At 66.0% G+C, this 19,549-nt stretch carries 14 protein-coding genes; 11 read left to right on the top strand and 3 right to left on the bottom strand.

Features of this window, described 5'->3' with window-relative positions; all coding sequences use genetic code 11:
* Window positions 1-27: 27 nt before the first annotated feature.
* A complete protein-coding gene (locus M8445_RS01065) occupies window positions 28-687 on the bottom strand; it encodes a cyclase family protein (RefSeq protein WP_273989066.1) in 660 nt (219 codons plus the stop codon).
* Window positions 688-786: 99 nt separating this feature from the next.
* Between M8445_RS01065 and M8445_RS01060 the strand changes: the two genes are divergently transcribed.
* The 4 genes from M8445_RS01060 (at window position 787) to M8445_RS01045 (ending at window position 9,390) form a co-directional block, all read left to right on the top strand.
* Entirely contained in the window at window positions 787-3,204 is a 2,418-nt protein-coding gene (locus M8445_RS01060; RefSeq protein WP_273989065.1) for an AfsR/SARP family transcriptional regulator, read from the top strand.
* 58 nt (window positions 3,205-3,262) lie between these two features.
* On the top strand, window positions 3,263-4,936 hold the full coding sequence (locus tag M8445_RS01055) for a S8/S53 family peptidase (RefSeq protein WP_273989063.1): 1,674 nt from the start codon (window positions 3,263-3,265) through the stop codon (window positions 4,934-4,936).
* Window positions 4,937-5,033: 97 nt separating this feature from the next.
* Window positions 5,034-7,400, top strand: coding sequence for a hypothetical protein (locus M8445_RS01050; protein WP_273989062.1), 2,367 nt, complete (start codon window positions 5,034-5,036; stop codon window positions 7,398-7,400).
* 139 nt (window positions 7,401-7,539) lie between these two features.
* Window positions 7,540-9,390: a S8/S53 family peptidase gene (locus M8445_RS01045; protein WP_273989060.1), complete on the top strand. Its 1,851-nt coding sequence runs from the start codon at window positions 7,540-7,542 to the stop codon at window positions 9,388-9,390.
* Window positions 9,391-9,453: 63 nt separating this feature from the next.
* On the opposite strand, the gene M8445_RS01040 is transcribed toward M8445_RS01045, so the two are convergent.
* A complete protein-coding gene (locus M8445_RS01040) occupies window positions 9,454-11,457 on the bottom strand; it encodes a DNA gyrase subunit B (RefSeq protein WP_273989059.1) in 2,004 nt (667 codons plus the stop codon).
* A 287-nt stretch (window positions 11,458-11,744) separates the two neighbouring features.
* On the opposite strand from M8445_RS01040, the gene M8445_RS01035 reads away from it, so the two are divergent.
* The 3 genes from M8445_RS01035 to M8445_RS01025 all read left to right on the top strand — a co-directional run bounded on the left by M8445_RS01035 (window position 11,745) and on the right by M8445_RS01025 (window position 15,958).
* The gene (locus tag M8445_RS01035; RefSeq protein ID WP_273989058.1) at window positions 11,745-13,805 is read left to right on the top strand and encodes a vWA domain-containing protein; all 2,061 of its coding nucleotides are present in this window, start codon (window positions 11,745-11,747) and stop codon (window positions 13,803-13,805) included.
* 116 nt (window positions 13,806-13,921) lie between these two features.
* Window positions 13,922-14,404: a hypothetical protein gene (locus M8445_RS01030; protein WP_273989056.1), complete on the top strand. Its 483-nt coding sequence runs from the start codon at window positions 13,922-13,924 to the stop codon at window positions 14,402-14,404.
* A gap of 210 nt (window positions 14,405-14,614) precedes the next feature.
* Complete coding sequence (locus M8445_RS01025; protein WP_273989055.1) at window positions 14,615-15,958, top strand: LysM peptidoglycan-binding domain-containing protein; 1,344 nt, start codon at window positions 14,615-14,617, stop codon at window positions 15,956-15,958.
* Between the two features lie 65 nt (window positions 15,959-16,023).
* Here the strand turns inward: M8445_RS01025 and M8445_RS01020 are convergent, their stop codons facing one another.
* Window positions 16,024-16,491, bottom strand: a complete 468-nt coding sequence (locus M8445_RS01020; protein WP_273989054.1) for a hypothetical protein — start codon at window positions 16,489-16,491, stop codon at window positions 16,024-16,026.
* Window positions 16,492-16,750: 259 nt separating this feature from the next.
* On the opposite strand from M8445_RS01020, the gene M8445_RS01015 reads away from it, so the two are divergent.
* The 4 genes from M8445_RS01015 to M8445_RS01000 are packed head-to-tail and all read left to right on the top strand — an operon-like array spanning window position 16,751 to window position 19,540.
* A complete protein-coding gene (locus tag M8445_RS01015; RefSeq protein ID WP_273989052.1) occupies window positions 16,751-17,038 on the top strand; it encodes a ribosome-binding factor A in 288 nt (95 codons plus the stop codon).
* A complete protein-coding gene (locus tag M8445_RS01010) occupies window positions 17,035-17,472 on the top strand; it encodes an acyl-CoA thioesterase (RefSeq protein WP_273989050.1) in 438 nt (145 codons plus the stop codon). The genes M8445_RS01015 and M8445_RS01010 overlap by 4 nt, the downstream gene beginning before the upstream one ends.
* Window positions 17,473-17,518: 46 nt before the next feature.
* Window positions 17,519-17,995 carry an NUDIX domain-containing protein gene (locus tag M8445_RS01005; RefSeq protein ID WP_055362805.1) on the top strand — a complete coding sequence of 159 codons (477 nt, stop codon included), beginning with the start codon at window positions 17,519-17,521 and terminating at the stop codon, window positions 17,993-17,995.
* Window positions 17,996-18,007: 12 nt separating this feature from the next.
* A complete protein-coding gene (locus M8445_RS01000) occupies window positions 18,008-19,540 on the top strand; it encodes a M1 family metallopeptidase (protein WP_273989047.1) in 1,533 nt (510 codons plus the stop codon).
* Window positions 19,541-19,549 lie beyond the last annotated feature (9 nt).

Genomic DNA, 19,549 nt, shown 5'->3' with positions numbered 1-19,549 from the left:
TCCGGGAGACGGCCACCCGCACCCCAGTTACCCGTTCAGGCCGTCCAGCGTTCCGGCGGGCAGCAGCACGGCCCGCGCCGGCGCTCCGTCCATCTCGGCCAGCGGCAGCGGCAGGCACATCAGGTCGTACTCGCCGTCCGGCACGCCGCTCAGGTTCAGGCCCTCCAGGATCAGCAGGCCCGTCTCGCGGCAGGCGTGATGCCCGTCCAGGGTCTTGCTGGTCAGCGGGTCCACGCTGGGGCAGTCCGTGCCGATCAGTTGCACGCCGCGCCGTGCAAGTTCCTGCACGAAGGCAGGGGAGAGCGCCGCGAAACGCGTCGGGAACTCCTCCCAGTGGGCGGGCTGCCCGGTGTTCAGCAGCACCCGGGACGGCAGCGCGTCCGGCAGGCCCGCCAGGACGCCCGGTTCCAGCATCAGCGGCTCACCGCTGCCCTGCACGCTGACCACGCGGCAGCGGCCGATGTACGTGCCCAGCGGCACCTCGTGCAGTCGGCGGCCCGCGTCGTCGTAATGCCAGGGGGCGTCCACGTGCGTGCCCGTGTGCGTGCTCGTGCGGATCTCGCCGGTATTCACGCTGTCGCCCCGCGAGATGCGTGCCTGCGGTTCCACGCGGAAATCCGGATCGCCGGGCCAGGTGGGATGGCCGGGTGTGAGTTGACGGGAGATGTCCACGGGGAATGACGGCATGCCCCACCATAACAAGCCGCCTGACCGGGCCGCGCCGGGATGCGTGAACTGGGGTCCGCCCCGTTGCGTCCAGTGCCCCCATCCGGGACAATGGGTGACATGAACCTGCGGACGCTGGGGGATCTGTCCGTGGAGGGCGTCACCTTCCGGCGCGAGAAGGTGCTGCTGCTGCTGGCGTTCCTGTGCGTGGAGGGACCGCAACCCCGCCGCCGCCTCGCGGACCTGTTCTGGCCGGACGCGGCCAACCCCATGAACTCGCTCGCGCAGCACCTCGTGCACCTGCGCGGCCTGGGCGGCGCCCTCACCGAGGACGGCCCCCGCGTGGCCGCCGGAACCGCCGGCGCCGCGCAGGAAGGCGGGGCGCTGCGCTGCGACGCCTGCGACCTGCGCGAGGCCGTGCGGCGCGGCCGCCCGCAGGACGCCGCCGACCTGTACCGCGGCCCGTTCCTGGACAGCCTGACCATCCCGCTCGGCGCGGACCTGGAAGAATGGGTGTTCGACACCCGCGAAACCGTCGCCCGCGACGCCCGCACCGCCCTGACCACCCTGGCCGCGCAGGCCGCCGCGCACGGGAACGCCGCGCACGCCGGGGACCTCGCCGCGCGCGCCCTGACCCTGCCCGGCGCGCCCCCCGCCGACGAACTGGAACTCCCGCGCCTGCACCACCTGCTGACCCTGGCCGGACACCCGCTGGCCGCGCAGGTGGAACGCGAGGCCCGCACGCTGGGCCTGCACCTGGACGCCGTGCAGGTCGCGCCGCCCGCCCCGTTCGCCGGGCGGGAAACCGAACTGGCCGCGCTGGGCGCCCTGATGCCCGGACAGGTCGCCTGGATCACCGGGCACGCCGGCATGGGCAAGACCGCGCTGCTCGACGCCCTGGCCCGCGCCGGCGGCTGGACGGTCCTGCCGGGCCGCGCCGACCTGCCCTTCGGCACGCTGGCTCCCCTGAGCGCCGCCCCGCCCACCAGCACCCACGCCGCCCTGAATGCCCTGCGCGACCCCCAGGTGCGCGTGGCCGTGGACGGCTGGGAGGGCACCGACCCCGGCACGCAGGCCACCCTGACCCTCGCCGCGCAGGGCCGGGACGCGCAGGTGCGGCCCGGCGCGGCCCTGCTGATCACGGGCCGCACCCACCCGCCCTTCGACGTGGACCTGCACCTGCACCTGGGACCGCTGGAGCCGGGCGACCTGACCCCCTGGCCGGGCCTGCACGCCCACACCGACGGGCACCCCACCCTGGTCGGCGCAGCCCTGCGCGGCCAGCCCCTGGACCTGCAATTCGGGGCGCGCGTCCGCTCTTACCCGGACCCGGTCCGCGACACGTTCCTGACACTCGCCATTCAGGACCAGCCGAACCTGCGCGCCACCCGCGCCGCCATGAACCTGGGCGCGCAGGACTTCGCGCGGATCCTGTCCTTCCTGACCACCGAGGGCCTGACCACCGAAACGGGCCGCGCCTACGCCGCCTCCGCCACCCGCGACGCCCTGGCGCAGATTCACGTGCACGCCGCCCTGATTCACCTGCAACTCGCCCGCGCCCTGCCCGACGAGGACGCCTGGCCCTTCTACGACCGCAGCCGCGACCTGTGGGAAGACACCGACGAACGCCGCGCCGCCCGCGCCGCCCGCATCCACGCGCACGCCCACCTGAAACGCGGGTACCCCGGGCAGGCCGCCGAACTGCTCGACACGCTGCCCGGCCTGCCCGAACTGGCCGTCCCGCACGCCTGGGCACTGATCGGCGTGGGCCGTTACCAGGACGCCCTGAACCGCCTGAACACCCTGAGCCCCCACGACCAGCAGGTCAGCGACGCCCTGGCCGCCCGCGCCGTCACCCTGATCCGCCTGGGCCGCGCCGACGAGGCCACCACCCTCGCCGACCGGATCGGCGGGAACAGCCCGGACGCCGCGCACGCCGAGAGTGTCCGCGCCCACGCCGCCCGCATGCGCGAACACTGGGAAGCCGCCCGGCGCCACAGCCAGATCGCCGCCGACCTCTGGAACCTTCACGGCGACGACGAGGCGCACCTGACCGAACTGGGCATGGTCGCCCGCGCCCAGGTCGGGCTGGGTTCGGAGCCGCACGTGGTGTTCGGGCCGCTGCTGCAACGTGCCCGTAATATTCCCAGCGCACGCAGCCGCCTGCTCCTGAACTATGTGATGCTGCTGGGCACCCTTGGTCAGCGGGCCCAGGCGGAGGCGCTGTACCCGGCCCTGATGCAGGCCTTGCGGGAGGCAGGTGACACTTTCGGGCTGGCGAACGTCCACATCAACTGCGGAGTAGATGCCCATGAGAGCGGCGATTTCACGGCTGCCGCCGAGCATTACCGCGCTGCCATCACGCATCTGCGCGGCACCGGTAATACGCGACTGCTGGGTGTCGCCCTGAGTAATCTCAGCGAGATTGACGGCAACCTCAGCGCGTTTGAGGACGCCCTGACCCTCTTGACTGGAGCTGGTCAGTACGAACTGGTCACGCAGATCCGCAGGAACGCCCAACTGCAGACTCCCCCCTGACCGCCGATCACGCTCCGATCACGCCGCACCTGAGATGCTACTCACCGGAGGGACATCCATGACTCGATCCGCACTGCTTTCCCGTTTGACCAGCGTGCTTTCCCTGATCCTGGTAGGGGCCGCCCACGCCCAGCAGACGCCCGCCGCGCTGCCGGCCGCCACGGCGGCGCGCCCTGCTGGCCTGTTTCCCGCTGCCGCCGCGCCCGGCGAGACCGCCTGGATCTTCGGCCTGAACGGCGTCGCGCCGGAAGGTAAACTGAGCGTCGGCGGGCAGGCAGCCGAGTACCGCCTGGACCGCGCCAGCGGCTGGCTGGCCTTTCAGGTACCACAGGCGGCGGCCGGGGGCCCGCAGACCCTCACGCTGCGCGGCGCCCCGCAGAACCTGCGGCTGAACGTCCTGAAAGTGCCATCCGGAACGGAGGCCCTGATCTACGTCCGTGCGGACGCCGCCAGGACCGTGCAGACCGAGTACACCCGCCGCCTTCAGGCCCTGGCCGACACCTGCGCGAAAAGCTGTCCGCCGGAGGTCCAGGCCGTGCTGAAAAGCCTGAGCACCCAGCAACCGCCCGCACTGACTCCCCTGAGTGCGCCGATAAGGGGGCAGGGCGTCACGCCCGGACTGGTCGCGCCCCGCACCACCCTGTCCCCCACGGTGGCTGTCCGCGCGCCCCTGGTCACCCTGAACACCCTGAAAGCATCGAACCTGGCGCAACTGCTTAACCCGGCCGCCCGCCCCCCCGCCGCGCCCACCGACTCGATCTGCTCGGCGCTGGCGGGCACCGTGCCCACCGCCGGGCTTCCGCTGGGGCAGGTGCTCACGCTGCTGGACTTGATCTTCGCCGGTGACTTGCAGACCGACCCAACCCGTGTCGGCTGGCCCGATCAGGTCGGAGAACCGCCTTACGCCAGAACGCCGCCGGCCTCAGTGCTGGCCCGCCTGCTGAATCTCAAATCCAGAAATGGCAAGGGCGTGACTATCCACGTCCTCGACACGGCCAGCGCTGCCGAGGATCCGTTCACCTACAGCGGGCAGTACTACAACGTGACGTTCACGGATCGCCCCCGCCACGGTCAGGCCATCGGGCAGATCGCACAGGCGGTCGCACCCGGCGCGGCCGTGCAGTACCAGCAGGTGTGCGACAAGGACGGCACCTGTTCTACCCTGAAGACCGTGCAGGCCCTGTGCGCTGTTGCGGCAGAGGCCCGGCGCGGCGGGCGGCACGTCGTGAACCTCAGCGTGGGCGGCCCGAACCCCACGCGCGGCCTGGAACTCGCGCTGCGCGAGGTGGCCGCGCTGGGCGTGCCGACCGTCGCCAGTTACGGGAACCGCGACGACTGCGCCGGTCTGGTCGCCGGGGACCGCTGCAACCATTACCCTGCCGACTGGACCCGCGCGTTCGATTTCGGCCCGGCGGTCAACCTCGCGTCCCGCAGCCTGCGGCCCACCATGCTGCTCAGCGTGGCCGGGTGGGACATCGCGGGGCAGCAACTGGCCACGTACAACCGGGGCGTGGGGAACCCCGGCGTGCTGACCGAGCCGCCCAGCGTGCAGGCCCCCGGCGAGTTCTGGCTGGGCGCTTACCCGTACTTCGGAACCAGTTTCGCCGCGCCGGTCGTGAGCGGCGTGCTGGCAAACTGGCTGAGCTGCCAGCCCGGCGTGCCCCTGCTGCCCCTGGTCACCACGTCCGGACAGGCCCCCATCGCGGCCAGCCTCGTGAACGCCTGCCCCTGATCCCCAACCCCGCAGGACCCCGACGTGACCACCCGCTCTCAGGCCGGGTGGTCACATCCACTTGACCCCCCCACCGGGTGTGTCGCTACAATGCTCTATGAAACTTCTCACATTCGGCGGGGTGTCAGTCGAGGGCGTCACCTTCCGCCGCGAGAAGCCCTTGCTGCTGCTGGCCTACCTGTGCCTGGAAGGCCCGCAACCCCGCCGCCGCCTCGCCAGCCTGTTCTGGCCGGACGCGGCCAACCCCATGAACTCCCTGGCGCAGAACCTCATCCGCCTGCGCCCCCTGAGCGGCGCGGTCCTCGAACAGGCCGGCCGCGTCGAGGCCCTGATCCCCAGCGACGCCCAGGCCTTCCGCGACCACTGCCGCGCCGCCCGCCCCGCCGACGCCCTGACCCTGTACCACGGCGCGTTTCTCGATGGCCTGAACGCCGCCCTGAACCCCGACCTTGAGGAATGGCTGCTCGACACCCGCGAAACCCTGGCCCGCGAAGCCCGCGCCGCGCACCTGAGCCTCGCCGAACACCGCCACGCCCGCAGCGAACACCCCCAGGCTCACGCGCACGCTACCCACGCCTACCACACGCCCGGCGCGCCCCCCTGCGATCCCGAAGACCTGCTCCGCCTCTGGCAGATCCTGGGCCTCAGCGACCACCCCCTGACCCTCACGCTCCGCCGCGACGCCAGCGAACTCGGCCTCACCCTGCACGCCCCCGCCCCCACCCCACCCACCCACACCCTGATCGGCCGCGCCACCGAACTCGACATCCTGAACCACCTGCCCGCCGGACAGATCGCCTGGATCAGCGGCCCCCCAGGCATCGGCAAAACCGCCCTGATCGACAGCCTCGCCCACACCGGCTGGCGCGTCCTGCCCGCCCGCGGCGGCCTGCCCCTCGCCACCCTCGAACCCCTCAGCGCCCACCCGCTGGGCAGCGCCGCCGACGCCCTGAACCTCCTGCGCGACACCCGCCTCAAACTCGCCCTCGACGACTGGGAGGACATGGATGAAACCACGCGCGCCACCCTCACCCTCGCTGCCCGCCAGCACCCCGGCGCGACCATCGCCATCACCGCCCGCCAACCCCCCGCCCTGCCCACCCACCACCACATCCCCCTGCACTCCCTGACCGAACAAGACCTGCAAGGCCACCCCGGCGCGCACGCCGCCACCGGCGGCCACCCCACCCTGCTCGCCTCGTACCTGAACGGCACCCCCCCCGACCGCACCCTGGACGCCCACCTGACCCTCCTTGGCCCCGACCACCGCCGCCTGTTCCTCGCCCTGGCCGCGCAGGACACCCCCAACCTCGGCGCCACCCGCGCCGCCCTTAACCTCACCCCCGCCACACTGGCCGCCACCCTCGACACCCTCACCCGCGAAGGCCTCACAACCTCAGGTGGCCGAGTGCGCGCCAGCACCCCCGCCCAACACCTCCTCGATACCCACCCCCTCGACACCGCCCTGACCCACCTGCACCTCGCCCGACACCACCCCACGGAAACCGCATGGCCCCACTGGCTACGCGCCCGCGACCTCTGGGAACCATCTGACCAGGAGAGTATTGAGAACGCTGCGCTCTTCACAGCGGCGAAATATTACGATAATGGAAATGTCAATAAAGCAGTAAAAGTTTTAGAGAATTGCCTCTTTTCAGATGAATTAAGACTTGTCGTCTCGGAATATAATCTGTCGATCGGAGCGATTGAAAAAATAGAGGCAAGAGTCTCATGTTGTGCTGATTCTGTGAGAAAGTTTATTGTACTTGCCGACTTAAAATATAGAATTGGATTATACGATGAGGCAAAATTGTATATTAGTAGGCTGCCAAATGACAAAGGTATGGTGAGTGGTTGGAAGAATATGTTAGTGGCGCATATTTCAATGCGTGAATATAAGCTGGATATAGCCAAAAATTACTATTCTTATGCAATCTCTTATTTTAATGCCAGCAAAAACACTGGAATGTCGCTATTATGTGAATCAATCCTTCTAAGAATCGAAGATAACGGTGACGTGAGGCGTAAATATAGTGGGATAGTTGAAAAATCGATTCATTTTCCTATACAACATCCAACTATTGTCTTGAATAATGCTGAATGGCTTGCGTCTAAGTATGAAGAGCAAACGGTTGAAAAAGAATATATAGTTAATTTGTATGATTGTGCAATATCAAAATTTGATGATATAGGTCATATGACGGGAGTGGCAAGTGCATTAAATTCAAAAGGGGCATTTTTCCATATGCGGAGGATGTTCAGTTTAGCCGGGAAATGCTATGAAGATAGTCTAGAATTTGCAAGCCGAGCGTCAAATTTGAGACTACAGACTATTATTCGAGCAAACATCGCTGAGCTATCTAATGATGAGCGTGAGTTTAAAAAGACCATTGACTTTTTGAAACATGATTCGGATAATATTTTAAGTAGTGTGATAGTTTCAAATAAGCTTCCATCCCAGTAAACTGAGGAGTCTTATGTGTAGAAATCTTCTTCTTGCGATCTCTTTTATGGCGACATGTACCGCTACGGCCCAATATGTAGTAAGGGTCGATGGAATAGAGCCTAAGTGGATTTATCCGGGATCTACAATGGAAATCCTTTTGAATCAAAAGAATACAAAGAAACTGGAATTGTCAATAAAAACCGGATTGAGAAAAATAGAATGCCGTGCTGATGCTGATATAATTGGAAGATGGTTATGTAAATTGCCAGAGACGCTCGTTCCTGGGTCATATTCGATATCTCTTGTCGAAGACGAGTTAGTAGTTTCCGCTCCATATGAAATAAAAATTATTGATCGAGAGCACAGTTCTATTTTTACCCAATATGACCGTACTATATTCGAAGTGGAAAAAACAAATATGTTACCTATCATATATATCGATGAGAGCAATAATATATTTTTGCCTGTTAACTCAGATAGCAAATATAGACAACCTTTCTTGATTTTAGCTGATCGATTCAAAAGTTTGGATTTAAAGGACAAAGAAAAATATATGGAGATAATGCGCCAATACTCTCTGAAATTGAATAAGATTAAAAACAATTTTTATAAAAGATATACTGGTCCAGAAATAGTGACAGAAGTACAAGAGGTCGAGCAGATTAGGCAAGATTTTAGCGGACTTATGGAGGAAGGATACCTTTTTTATCCCATCCTAATCAGAAACGGTAGGTTTGATTTGGACATATCAAGTGAAATCGCTCAAATAAAGATCGGAATTGATCGACTTAATCTCGACGGTCCGCTAGAAAAAGAGCTAAAGTCGAAAGTCGAAAATAATTATAGAAGGCCATCTTTACTAAATGCAATATACCCCATGAATTATTCTCCAAATACCATCAATGTAGATTTTGATGATATAGACGAAACTTGCCAAAAGCCTTTTGCTGATTTCAGTGTTGATATTTCGTACGGCTCATTTTATAGTAATTTCCCTGAGATAATAGGCGCTGGTTCCCCGGCTCCCACGACTGAACCATTCACTGGTACTGCGGATTATAGTGAGCTATTGGGAAAAAATAAACTGATTCACCTTTTAGAAAAAAGTGACTTAGTGATGGAAAGTGCCGAATATTATATGGGTATTTCCGGATCGCCTAATAAGGGCAGCAAAGAGGTTGATGTATTTGTGATAGACACGAGCCGTATTGATAATAATGGAATAGTAACCGACTCTTTTGTTAATCAAGTAAAAGATAGTAGTAAAATTTATACTATAAGTGGCCATGGCTCTATCATAGCAAGAAACATCTCCAAGCTGGTAAACCAAAATGTTGCAGTGCGTCAACTTAGTGCATGTCAGTTAAGCGATTGCTCACTCGCGAGAACTGCACAGGTTATTTGCGATGCCATTCTCCATCGGATATCGACAGGGCGGCATGTTGTTGTTAACCTTAGTATGACGTATACCATTAGATCATCTCTAATGGATAGAGTGCTAAAAAGTGCAATGAAAAATGGTGTCTGGATTGTTGTTGCTAATGGAAATGCTGATCGGTATAAGATTCAACCAGTCAGCCCTGAAGCTTCGGGGTTTATTGACCAACGTCAGTACCCTGCCTACGATGCAATTTCTTACAGTCGAATGATCAATGTTGGCGGTCTATTTATTAATGAAAAGATGCAATTGGTAGACTTTTTTGACAATGGTGCAACTGCCCTTCCTAAAAAATATGAAGCTCAGACATATGCTCCCGCTTTGGACATTTATGGAGATCCCGCATCTATGCCTCATCTGGGAACATCATTTTCCGTTCCTTACGTGACTGCGGCCCTGGCAAATACCCTTACTCAGCTACCTGAAGACTGCCGTGCCAGTAGAGATAAAATAGCTACATTCATATCCCGAAAAACAGATATTGGTTCTGGGAATAAAGAAAATATCAATATAGTAGATTTTTCAAAAGGACGCTTGAATTCATCTCAAATATCAGAATTGTGTAAATAGCATAACGCCGGACTGTTAACAGTCCGGCGTGAAGGTGCTAAATTTAAGGTCAATCTACTTCAATCACACGCTGATTTCTGCGAATCTTGCGTTTTCCTGGATGAAGGTTTTGCGGGGGGCGACTTCGGTGCCCATGAGGTTCTCGAAGACTTCGTTGGCGACGATGAGGTCTTCGATGCCGACGCGTTTGAGGACGCGGGTTTCGGGGTTCATGGTGGTGTCCCAGAGTTGGTCGGCGTTCATCTCGCCGAGGCCTTTGAAGCGTTGGATGTCGTACTTTTTGCCTTCGCGGTTGGCCTGGGCGACGGCGACTTTCAGGGAGTCGTTGTCGTAGAGGTACGTGCCTTTCTTCTCGCGGCCGACCATGACGCGGTACAGGGGCGGCTGGGCGATGTACAGGTATCCGGCTTCGACGATGGGGCGCATGTAGCGGTAGAAGAAAGTCAGGAGCAGGGTGGCGATGTGGCCGCCGTCCATGTCGGCGTCGGTCATGATGATGATCTTGTGGTATCGGAGGTTTGACAGGTCGAAGTGCATGCGGTCGCCGGTGCCTTCGACGCCGGCGCCGATGGTGCCGATCAGGGCGCGGATCTCGGCGTTTTTGAGGATCTTGTTCAGTTCGGATTTTTCGACGTTCAGGATCTTGCCGCGCAGGGGCAGGATGGCCTGGAAGCGGCGTTCGCGGCCGCCTTTGGCGCTGCCGCCGGCGCTGATGCCTTCGACGATGAACAGTTCGCTCTCGGCGGGGTCCTGGCTGCTGCAGTCGGCGAGTTTGCCGGGCAGGTCGTCGTTTTCCAGGGGGTTGCTGCGGCGGACGATGTCGCGGGCTTTGCGGGCGGCCTCGCGGGCGCGGGCGGCTTCGGCGGCTTTCTCGACGATGGTCTTGCCGACTTTGGGGTTCTCTTCGAGGAACTCGCCGAATTTCTCGCCGACGATGGCGTTCACGGCGGTCTGCGCTTCGCTGTTCAGCAGTTTGACTTTGGCCTGCGATTCGAATTGCGGTTCGGGCAGTTTGACGCTGACGACGCAGTAGATGCCTTCGAGGAGGTCGTCGCCGGTGGGGACGGGGTTCCCAGCTTTGATCATGTTCTTGTCTTTGGCGTACTTGTTGAGAATGCGGGTGTACGCGGTCTTGAAGCCGGTGAGCGGGGTGCCGCCGTCGCGGGTGCGGATCATGTTGGCGTAGGTGAGGATGTTGTCGCTGGCGTAGGTGTTGGCGTGGATGAACGCCACTTCGACTTCGACGTCGCTGTGCGTGCCGCGCATGACGATGGGCTGGTCGTACAGGAGTTTGGTGTCGTCGGTGACGAGCGCACGGGCGAAGTTGGCGATGCCGCCTTTCTCGTGGAAGGTTTCTTCCTTGATCTCACCGGCGTGCAGTTCGGTGCGTTCGTCACGGATCACGATTTTCAGGCCGGTCAGGTATGCCAGTTCGCGCAGGCGGTTGCGGATGCGGTCGTAGTTGAATTTGTTGTCGAATTCGCTGAACACGGCCGAGTCAGGCAGGAAGGAGACGCGGGTGGCCCAGGTGACGTCGGCGGGCGTGTCGCCGAGAATTTCGAGGGGGGTAGTCACGTCGCCTTTCTCGAAGCGGATGTGGTGCAGCTGGCCGTGCTTGTTGACGGTCACGTCGAGGTAGGTGCTCAGGGCGTTCACGACGCTGCTGCCGACGCCGTGCAGGCCGCCGCTGACCTTGTACGCGCCCTGGCCGAATTTGCCGCCGGCGTGCAGTTCGGTGAAGATCACTTCGATGGCGGAGCGGCCTTCGCTCTGCATGATGTCGACGGGGATGCCGCGGCCGTTGTCGGTGACGGTGGCGGCGCCGTCGGCGTGCATGATGATGTGGACTTCGTTGGCGAATCCGGCAAGGCCCTCGTCGATGGCGTTGTCGATGATCTCGGTGAGCAGCTGGTGGTAGCCGTCGATGCCGGTGCCGCCCTGCACGTACATGCCGGGGCGTTTGCGGACGGCTTCGAGCCCCTTGAGGATGCTGATGTCGGCGGCGGTGTAGTTGCCGCTGGGGCCGCCCTGGACGGTGGAGGTGTTCTGGTCGTCGATCTGGGTCATGTGGCTCCTGAAATTCGCGGCCTGTTGGGGCGGCGGACTGAGTGGGGTGGTTGGTGGTGGTTGGGCGCTGCGTGCGCCTGCCGTGTCTGCCCAGTATACTACCAGGGTTGAAAAGGGTCAAATATATTACGTATATAGCGTAATATTCCTGGGAACTCGTGCCCCTGCCCAGCCCGGCGGAAACACCGTCTGGGCCGCCCCCGCACGGCGCGCGGCCACCCACGCCCCCGGGGCCACGCACGCCCCGTGCACACAGCCTGCGCCGCAGGCCTCAAAATAGAAGGCCGATGCGCCGCGCCCACCTGTTGACCAGCCTCCTGCTGCTGAGCCCCGCCGCAGCCGCGCAGGACACGGCCCCCAGCGCGGCCGCGCCCGGCGCCACGACCAGCACCCCCAGTAGCGCCGGCACCTGCGCCCTGCCCGGCGGGACCCTCCCTACCCGCACCCGCAGCGTGTTCATCCTGGACACCAGCGGCAGCATGCGCGGCATCGGGGACGGACGCGCCGACATCTTCCGGCAGGTCCGCGACAGCATCGCCGCCTACGTGCAGGCCCACCAGCCGGACGAGGCCGACCTGCTCACCTTCGACGCCGGCCTGCGCAGCCGCGCGCATTTCGAACAGCCTGCCCGTAACCCCGCGTGGACAGCCGCGCTGGGCGCCCTGAAAGCCGACGGCAGCAACACCTACCTGTACCGCAGCCTCCGGGACGCCCTGACCCCCCTGAACGCCAGCCCAGCCCAGTCGACAGCAGCCCAGCCGGCCCCGGCCGGGTCCACCCTGACCACCGTGTTCGTCCTGACCGACGGCATCGACAACGACGAGACCCGCCCCGCCGTGACCGCCCGCGCCGCGCTGGACGCCTTCCGGGCGCGTGGCCCGCTGGACCGCCTGCACTACGTGGCGCTGGGCACCGACATTCCCGCCGACGCCCGCGCCGCCCTGCAGGCCAGCGATTACGCCAGCGGCCTGACCCTCCCGGTCGGCACGCCCCCCACCCTGGACGCCCCCGGCCTGGAAGGCGGCCTGCTGACCATCACCGACCCGGCCGCCGCGCCCAGCCCCTTCCCGGACACGGCGCCCCTGACCCTCACCCCGGACGCCAGCGCTCCACGCCTGCGCCTGAACGACCCGCCCGTGACCGGCGGCCAGCTGAAGCTGCTGAACCTGCCCGACCAGAGCGGCGCGGCCCTGCTGTGCGCCCCGCCCGTGACCGGCGCGAATCACGTGGCCCCCCGGCCCCGGCAGGTGCTGTTGCGCCTGAACACCCAGGCCCCCCTGCTGTGGCTGAACCCCGGCGCGGACCGCACCCTGAAAGCCGGTGAGGACGTGATCCTGCGTTACCGCACGCCCCCCGGCCTGCCTCTGGAACAGGCGACCCTGAGCGGCGCGCCCGGCCTGCGCGCCCAGCTGCACACCCAGCCCGGAGGCCGCAAACTGGCCGTCCAGCTGACCGGCGACGGCCTGAGCGCCAGCCAGAGCGTCACCCCGGTCCTGTCCATCCCGGGCCTGCCGCCGCAACCGCTGGCCGCTGTCACCGGCGCGCCCGGCGGCCGCCTGCCCCCCCCGCCGGCACCCGCCACACCCGACCCCAGGCCACCCACCACGGGGCCGTCCGCTCCCGCCGGACCGTCACGGTCCACGCTGGTCTGGCTGACCGGTCTGGCCCTGGCCGCCGCGCTGATCCTGGGCTGGCGCGCCCGCCCGCCGGCACCCGCCCCGCGCGCCCGCACGCCCCGCCCGGCCGACCCCACGCCCGTCGAGGGCCTCGAGTACCGCGACGACCGCACCATCTCCCTGGTCGGCGCGGACGGCGAGGTCAGCAGCATCCCCACCCCCCTGGGCGGCCCCTTCGACCTGGGGCAGATGGCCCGCGTGCCGCACCTGAGCGGCCTGCGCGCCGAACAGCACCGCGACGGCCTGCGCATCCTGCGCATCCCCACCGACCTGGAAGTCAGCCAGGGTGCCCGCCTCCTGCAACCCGGCGACGTGGTGCGCCCCGGCACGCTGCTGGGCGTGGCCGTCGCCCGCCGCGCCCGCGCCCCCCACCCCACCCTCGGCAGCCTCGCCGGACTGGGCCTCCCGCTGGCCCTGCACAGTCGCGGTCCCGTCCTGCACGTCCGCGGCCCGTACGGCGAGCACGCCCTGCGTGTTCACGCGCCCACCACCGACCTCGGCGTGACCCTGCGCGCCCCGGCCCTGGAAGGCCTGAGCGTCAGCCTCAGCGGCCGCGACCTGCTGCTGCTGCACGCCCCGGACACCCTGCAACTGCGTGTCGCCGGCGAGAACACCGTCCTCACGCCCGGCACGCCCCTGCCCCCGCACGCCGTCGTGGACTTCCTGAGCTGACGGGCAAGCAGACTGGGTGGGGTTGCCGGGGACAGTCACGCCGCGTGACTGACCCGCCGCGCGAACGTGACTGGCCATTACCCATCAGCCCCTGAGCGGCGCGCTACGCTGCGGGTATGGAGTTCCTTCGCCTGATTCACGGGTATCAGTTCAATAGCGGCCTCGCTCAGCTGTTTCCCACGCCGTATGCACTGGCGACCCTGGTGCTGTTCGTGTGGAGTATCGCGCCCGCCGTGAAAATGCGGATCGGTGGGGGATTCATGCTCTGGTTACGGGTCACGTGGGTGCTGACGCTCCTGCCGGCCGTGACGGGCGTGATTCTGGCGTTGGGCGGCGCGAAGGTCCCGAGCGCCACCGATGCCGGAGAGGGGGTCAGCAAGTACGGCTTCCCGGTAGATCCCAGCCGTGACTGGGAGCACTGGATGTACGCGGGCCTGTGTGTCATCAGCCTGTATGTGATCGAAGTACTGGTCCGGGGCCGCCTGATCGAGCACCGCGTGGGCCTGCGCCTGCTGCCGGTTGCCACCCTGTTCCTGTACGGCTGCGCGTACATGATCGGGCGGGTCGCGGTGTTCCCCGGCAGTACGCCCGGCAGCTGACGCGCGCCCGGGTTGTCTGCTGCGGTCAGAGGCGTGGCAGAGCCCCCGTGCCAGGGTGAGGGCATGACGGACTTCCGCCAGAACAGTCGCGGCGCTCCGTGCCGCGCCTCCCATCCGCCCCGTGGCCCCCGTGATCTGGGGGGCCCGCATGAACTTCGCGTCAGGGACCGTTCACACGCGGCGGCCTTCACTGTGTTCAGGTGTGACGCCATGCGCCGACTTCTCCTGACCTTCCTGACCCTCGGCAGCGTGACTGGCCCGATCGTGACTGGCCTGACCCTGACCGGCGTGGCCGGCGCTGCTCCGTCTACTGCCCCCGCCACTGTCACCGTGAAATCCGGCGACACCCTCTTTCTCATCTCGCGGCGTAGCGGCGTCAGCGTGAACCGGCTGCGCGCCCTGAACGGCCTGAAGGGCGACATCATCCGCGCCGGGCAGGTGCTTCGCGTCACCGGAAGCGCTTCCGTTTCCGCCGCGCCCGCCGGGCGGCACACCGTGAGCAGGGGCGACACCCTGAGCCTGATCGCGCGCCGCTACGGTGTGAGCGTCGCCGCCCTGAAAGCCGGGAACAGCCTGCGCAGCAGCGTCATCCGGCCCGGTCAGGTTCTGAAACTCCCCCCGCAGACCGCCGCGCCGTCCAGACCCGCGACCTCCGAGGTCCGCACCGTGTACCGCTACGTGCGCATGGCCGTCGGCGACACCCCCACCCGGCTGGCCGCCCGCTACCGCCTGAGCGTGGATCACCTGCGCCGCCTGAACGGCCTGAACACCGCCCGGCTGATCGTCCCCGGCCAGAAACTGCTGGTCCCCGCGCGCGTCCCGGTACCCATCCCGCCCCGCCCCGTGAACAGCGCCGTGACCTTCAAACGCCTGACGCCCCTGAACATCCCCGTTCAGGTCGCAAATGTGGACCTGCGGCACCGGAACACCCTGATCGCCCCGGTGCTCGCCAGTCCCAGCATGGCGTTCGGCAGCGGCGCGCGCGTCAGCCAGCTGGCCCGCAGCAGCGGCGCGCGCGTCGTCATCAACGGCAGTTACTTTCACCCGCAGACGTACGCGCCCGCCGGGGACATCGTCATGCAGGGCCGCATGCTCACCTGGGGCCGCATTCCCATGGCGCTGGCCATCACGCCCGACAACCGCGCCACCATCCGCGCCAGCACCACCCCGCTTCTGGGCCGCCCGCTGGATACCACCTGGGTCGGCATGGAAACCGTGATCGCCACCGGCCCCCGCATTCTCAGCCGTGGGCAACTCCTGACCCGCTACAGCGCCGCCTTCCGCGACCCGGCCCTGTTCGGCCGCGCGGCCCGCAGCGCCGTCGGCCTGATCGGCAACCGCGACCTCGTGCTGGTCAGCACCCAGGTGAAACTCACGACCACCGAGATGGGCCGCGTCATGGCCCGCCTGGGCGTGCAGGACGCCCTGCTGCTCGACGGAGGCAGCTCGACCGGCATCGCCTGGAACGGACGGGCCGTGATTGAAAGCGTCCGCAAGGTCAGTTACGGCATCGGCGTGTTCACGGACTACACCGGCCGCCGCTACGCCCGCTGACCCAGCTGCTGACCCAGCCGCGTCATCCGGCCGGGCAGGGGCAGAGAGCAGGGGAGACGGGATTTTCAGTGGGCCGTGACGCTGCCGTGAGGCATGGACGGCTGACTCGTCGATACGTTCAGCTGCACAGGCGACGTACCGCTGACCAGGGCGTACTGCACGTGACCGTCCGGCGTGCTCAGCATGAACAGGTGCCGTTCGTGCCCGTGACTGTACGCCACGGCGATCAGGGACCACCCGGCCGCCTCCAGCGACGCGCACACCTGTTCATGCGTGCCCGGCATGGTCTGCAAGCCCGCTGCGAGCGGCCCGGCCAGCGTGGGGGCCGCCAGCACCGGGGCCGTCAGGGGAGGGGCCGCCAGATTCGGGGCGGCGTCCTGCGCGGCCGCGCTGCACGCCCCCAGCAGGGCCGCCCCGGTCAGCAGTGGCCGGCAGCGGGCACGGATGGTTGGCGCGGACTTCATCGGGGCAGAGGCCATCGGTGCAGACTTCATGGGTGCAGAGGTCAGCGAGAGGGTCGGGGTTCGGCGCATGGGTGTTCCTCCTGCCCGCCCGGTGGGAGTATCCGGCCTGCTTGCCTGCGCGGCCCGGTTGCCTGCGCGGCGGCCGGATGAGGCGGGTGCCCCTACCCTGCGCCGCGCCCCGTGACCGGACCGTGCCACGTCCGTGACCGCCGCCCCTGGCCACTGCCGGGCCGCCTTCCGTGACGGCGCTCCGGCAGGCACGCCGGGGCATGCTTTACCATGCGCGGATGTTGACCGCACTCTGCCTGCCTGCCACCCCGGTGCGCGCATGAAACCCGAACAGCTTCAGTCGCAACTGACGCGCGTCCTCAGCGAGGCCATCTCGGGCCTGCGGGACCCGCGCGTGCCCATGATCGTGACCGTCGAGCGGATCAGCGTGACCAGCGATTACGGCATCGCGCGGGTGTACGTGAGCGCCATGACCGGCGACATGGACGACCTGCTCGACGCGCTGCGCGGCGCACGCGGGCACCTTCAGCGGCAGGTGGCGGATCAGGTGAAACTGCGCCGCACGCCCACCCTGGAATTCCACGCCGTGTCGGACACCATTCTGTGACCGCGCCCGCCAGCCCTCCGGTCGGTCCTTCACTGAACGCGCCGACCGTGATCCGCGTGCGGTACGCCGAGACGGACGCCATGGGCGTCGTGCATCACGCCACGTACCCGGTGTGGTTCGAGGTGGCCCGCACGGACCTGATGAACGCCCTGGGCCTGCCGTACCGTGAGGTCGAGGCGCGCGGCTACTACCTGATGCTCTCGGGTCTGAACGTCGAGTACCGCCGCGCCGCCCGGTACGACGACACGCTGCACGTCCTGACGCGCGTCACGTCCGTGCGCTCACGGACCCTGACCTTCACGTACGAGGTCCGGCGCGGCGACGAACTGCTCGCCAAGGGCGAGACGCGCCACATCGCCACCGATCACGCCTACCGTCCCGCCCGGTTGCCGGACGACGTGCTGGCCTCGCTGTCCGGCACGCCCGGCGCGTGACCAGTACAGCCCGTGACTGGCGCAGGCGCGCTAGACTGCCACTCACATGAGTAACCTGTCGCGCACCCTGCCCATCAAGCGCGCCGCGCACGTGTACCTGATCCGCGACGGGCACCTGCTGCTGGTCGAGGAACGCATGGACGACGGCAGCATCTTCTACGGCCTGCCCGGCGGCAAGGCCAACGCCGGCGAGACCCTCGGGGACGCCGCCGTGCGTCAGGTGCTGTACGAGACGGGCCTGACCGTCACGGACCTGATGTTCGTCAGCCTGCTTGAGGGCGAACTGCTGCCCGGCACCCGCAACGAGTGCTACGCCATCTTCGGGCGGTTCACCGCGACCTTCCACGGCGAACTGGACCCCACCGACCCCGAGGTCGTGGGCGTCAAGTGGGTGCCGTTCGAGCAGGTCGAGTCCCTGGTCCGCTACGGCCCGCCGCCCGAGGTCGAGGAACGCAACCCGCTGATCTGGGTGCCCACCCGCGACTTCGTGCGCGGTCAGCCCCGCGCGTACTACCCCATCTAGGCCCGGTTCCCGGTGCGCCCAGCCGACCCCCCGTCCAGTCTGCGCGCCTACAGTCTGCGCCGGTCACGCCGCTCCCGCTGGGTCCGGTGGCTACTGGCCGGCCAACTGCTGACTGGTCCGCTGCTGCTGCCGGTCGCCGCGCAGACCGCTCCGCAGCTGTCCCCCGCTGCCCAGGTCCGGTCGGTGGGGGACACCCTGTACCCCACGCTGGGGCAGGCGGGCCTGGACGCCGTGCACTACGACGTGCACCTGACCGTCACGCAGCCCGGCACCCGCGCCCTGAGCGGCGACGTGAACGTCACCCTGCGCGCGCGGCGGTCCCTGCCACTGGTCAGCCTGGATTTCCTGGGGCCGGCCGTCACGGTGGCCCTGTGGAACGGCCAGCCCGTTCCGTTCCGGCAGGACCACGCGGCCGGGAAGCTGCTGATCCTGCGCGCCCTGCCTGCCGGTCAGGAGGCCCGCGTGACCCTGCGGTACGCCGGCGTGGCGGGCGTCCTGCCGGACCCGGTCTTTCCGTTCACGCTGGGCTGGCAGGCCGTTCCGGACCCCGTGAACGTGGGGGGCGGCGCGAACTTCGCGTTCAGCGAACCGGACGGCGCGCGCACCTTCCTGCCGGTCAACGATCATCCCTCGGACCCCGCCACGTTCACCGTCACCCTGACCGTCCCGCCCGGCACGACCGCCGTCGCCAGCGGTGAGCGCGTGCTCGTGACCGACACGCCCGACACCCCTGACACGCCCGGCGCGCACACCGTCACCTTCGACCAGAAGCAGCCCATTCCCACCTACGCCCTGGCCGTGCACCTGGGGCCCCTGGACGCCGTGGACAGCCCGGGCGTGCCCGTCGGGGCCGGCGGAACCCTGGTAGCCCGCCGCGACTACTTTCCGCCCGGCACGACCGACGCGGTGCGCGCCCCCTACCGCCGCACCGGCGAGATCCTGAAAGCCCTGAGTGACTGGTTCGGTCCGTACCCGTTCGCCACGTACGGCTCGGCGGTCGTCACGGCTCGCCTGCCGGCTCTGGAAACCGCAACGCTCTCGACCATGCCCGTCACGTCCAGCAGCGAGCGCGTGATCGTGCACGAAACGGCGCACCAGTGGTTCGGGAACAGGGTCACGCTGCGCGACTGGTCCGACGTGTGGCTGAACGAGGGATTCGCCACGTACGCGGAACTCCTGTGGACCGAACACCAGGGCCAGGACGGGCAGGTGCTCGCAGACGCCTGGTACGCCACCCTGCAGCGGCGCGGCACCCGGCCCCTGACCGCCACGACCCAGGGCGAGATGTTCGACAGCAGCGCCTACCAGCGCGGCGCCCTGGCCCTGCACGCCCTGCGGCGACAGGCCGGGGACGACGCCTTCCGCACCTTCCTGCGCGGCTACGCCCAGGGCGGCGCAGCAGCCCCGTCAGCCGCTCCGGAAAGGGCCGCTCAGGTGGTCGGCACCGACGACCTGCTGGACTACACCCGCCGCACCCTGGGAGAGCAGGCTGCGCGGGTCCTGAGGGACTGGGTGCAGAGTTCTGTGCTGCCGCCGGCCCCCTGACCGAAAGGT

This window comes from Deinococcus aquaticus (genome assembly GCF_028622095.1).
GTDB classification, from domain to species: domain Bacteria; phylum Deinococcota; class Deinococci; order Deinococcales; family Deinococcaceae; genus Deinococcus; species Deinococcus aquaticus.
This window is presented reverse-complemented; position numbering and strand designations above follow the sequence as displayed.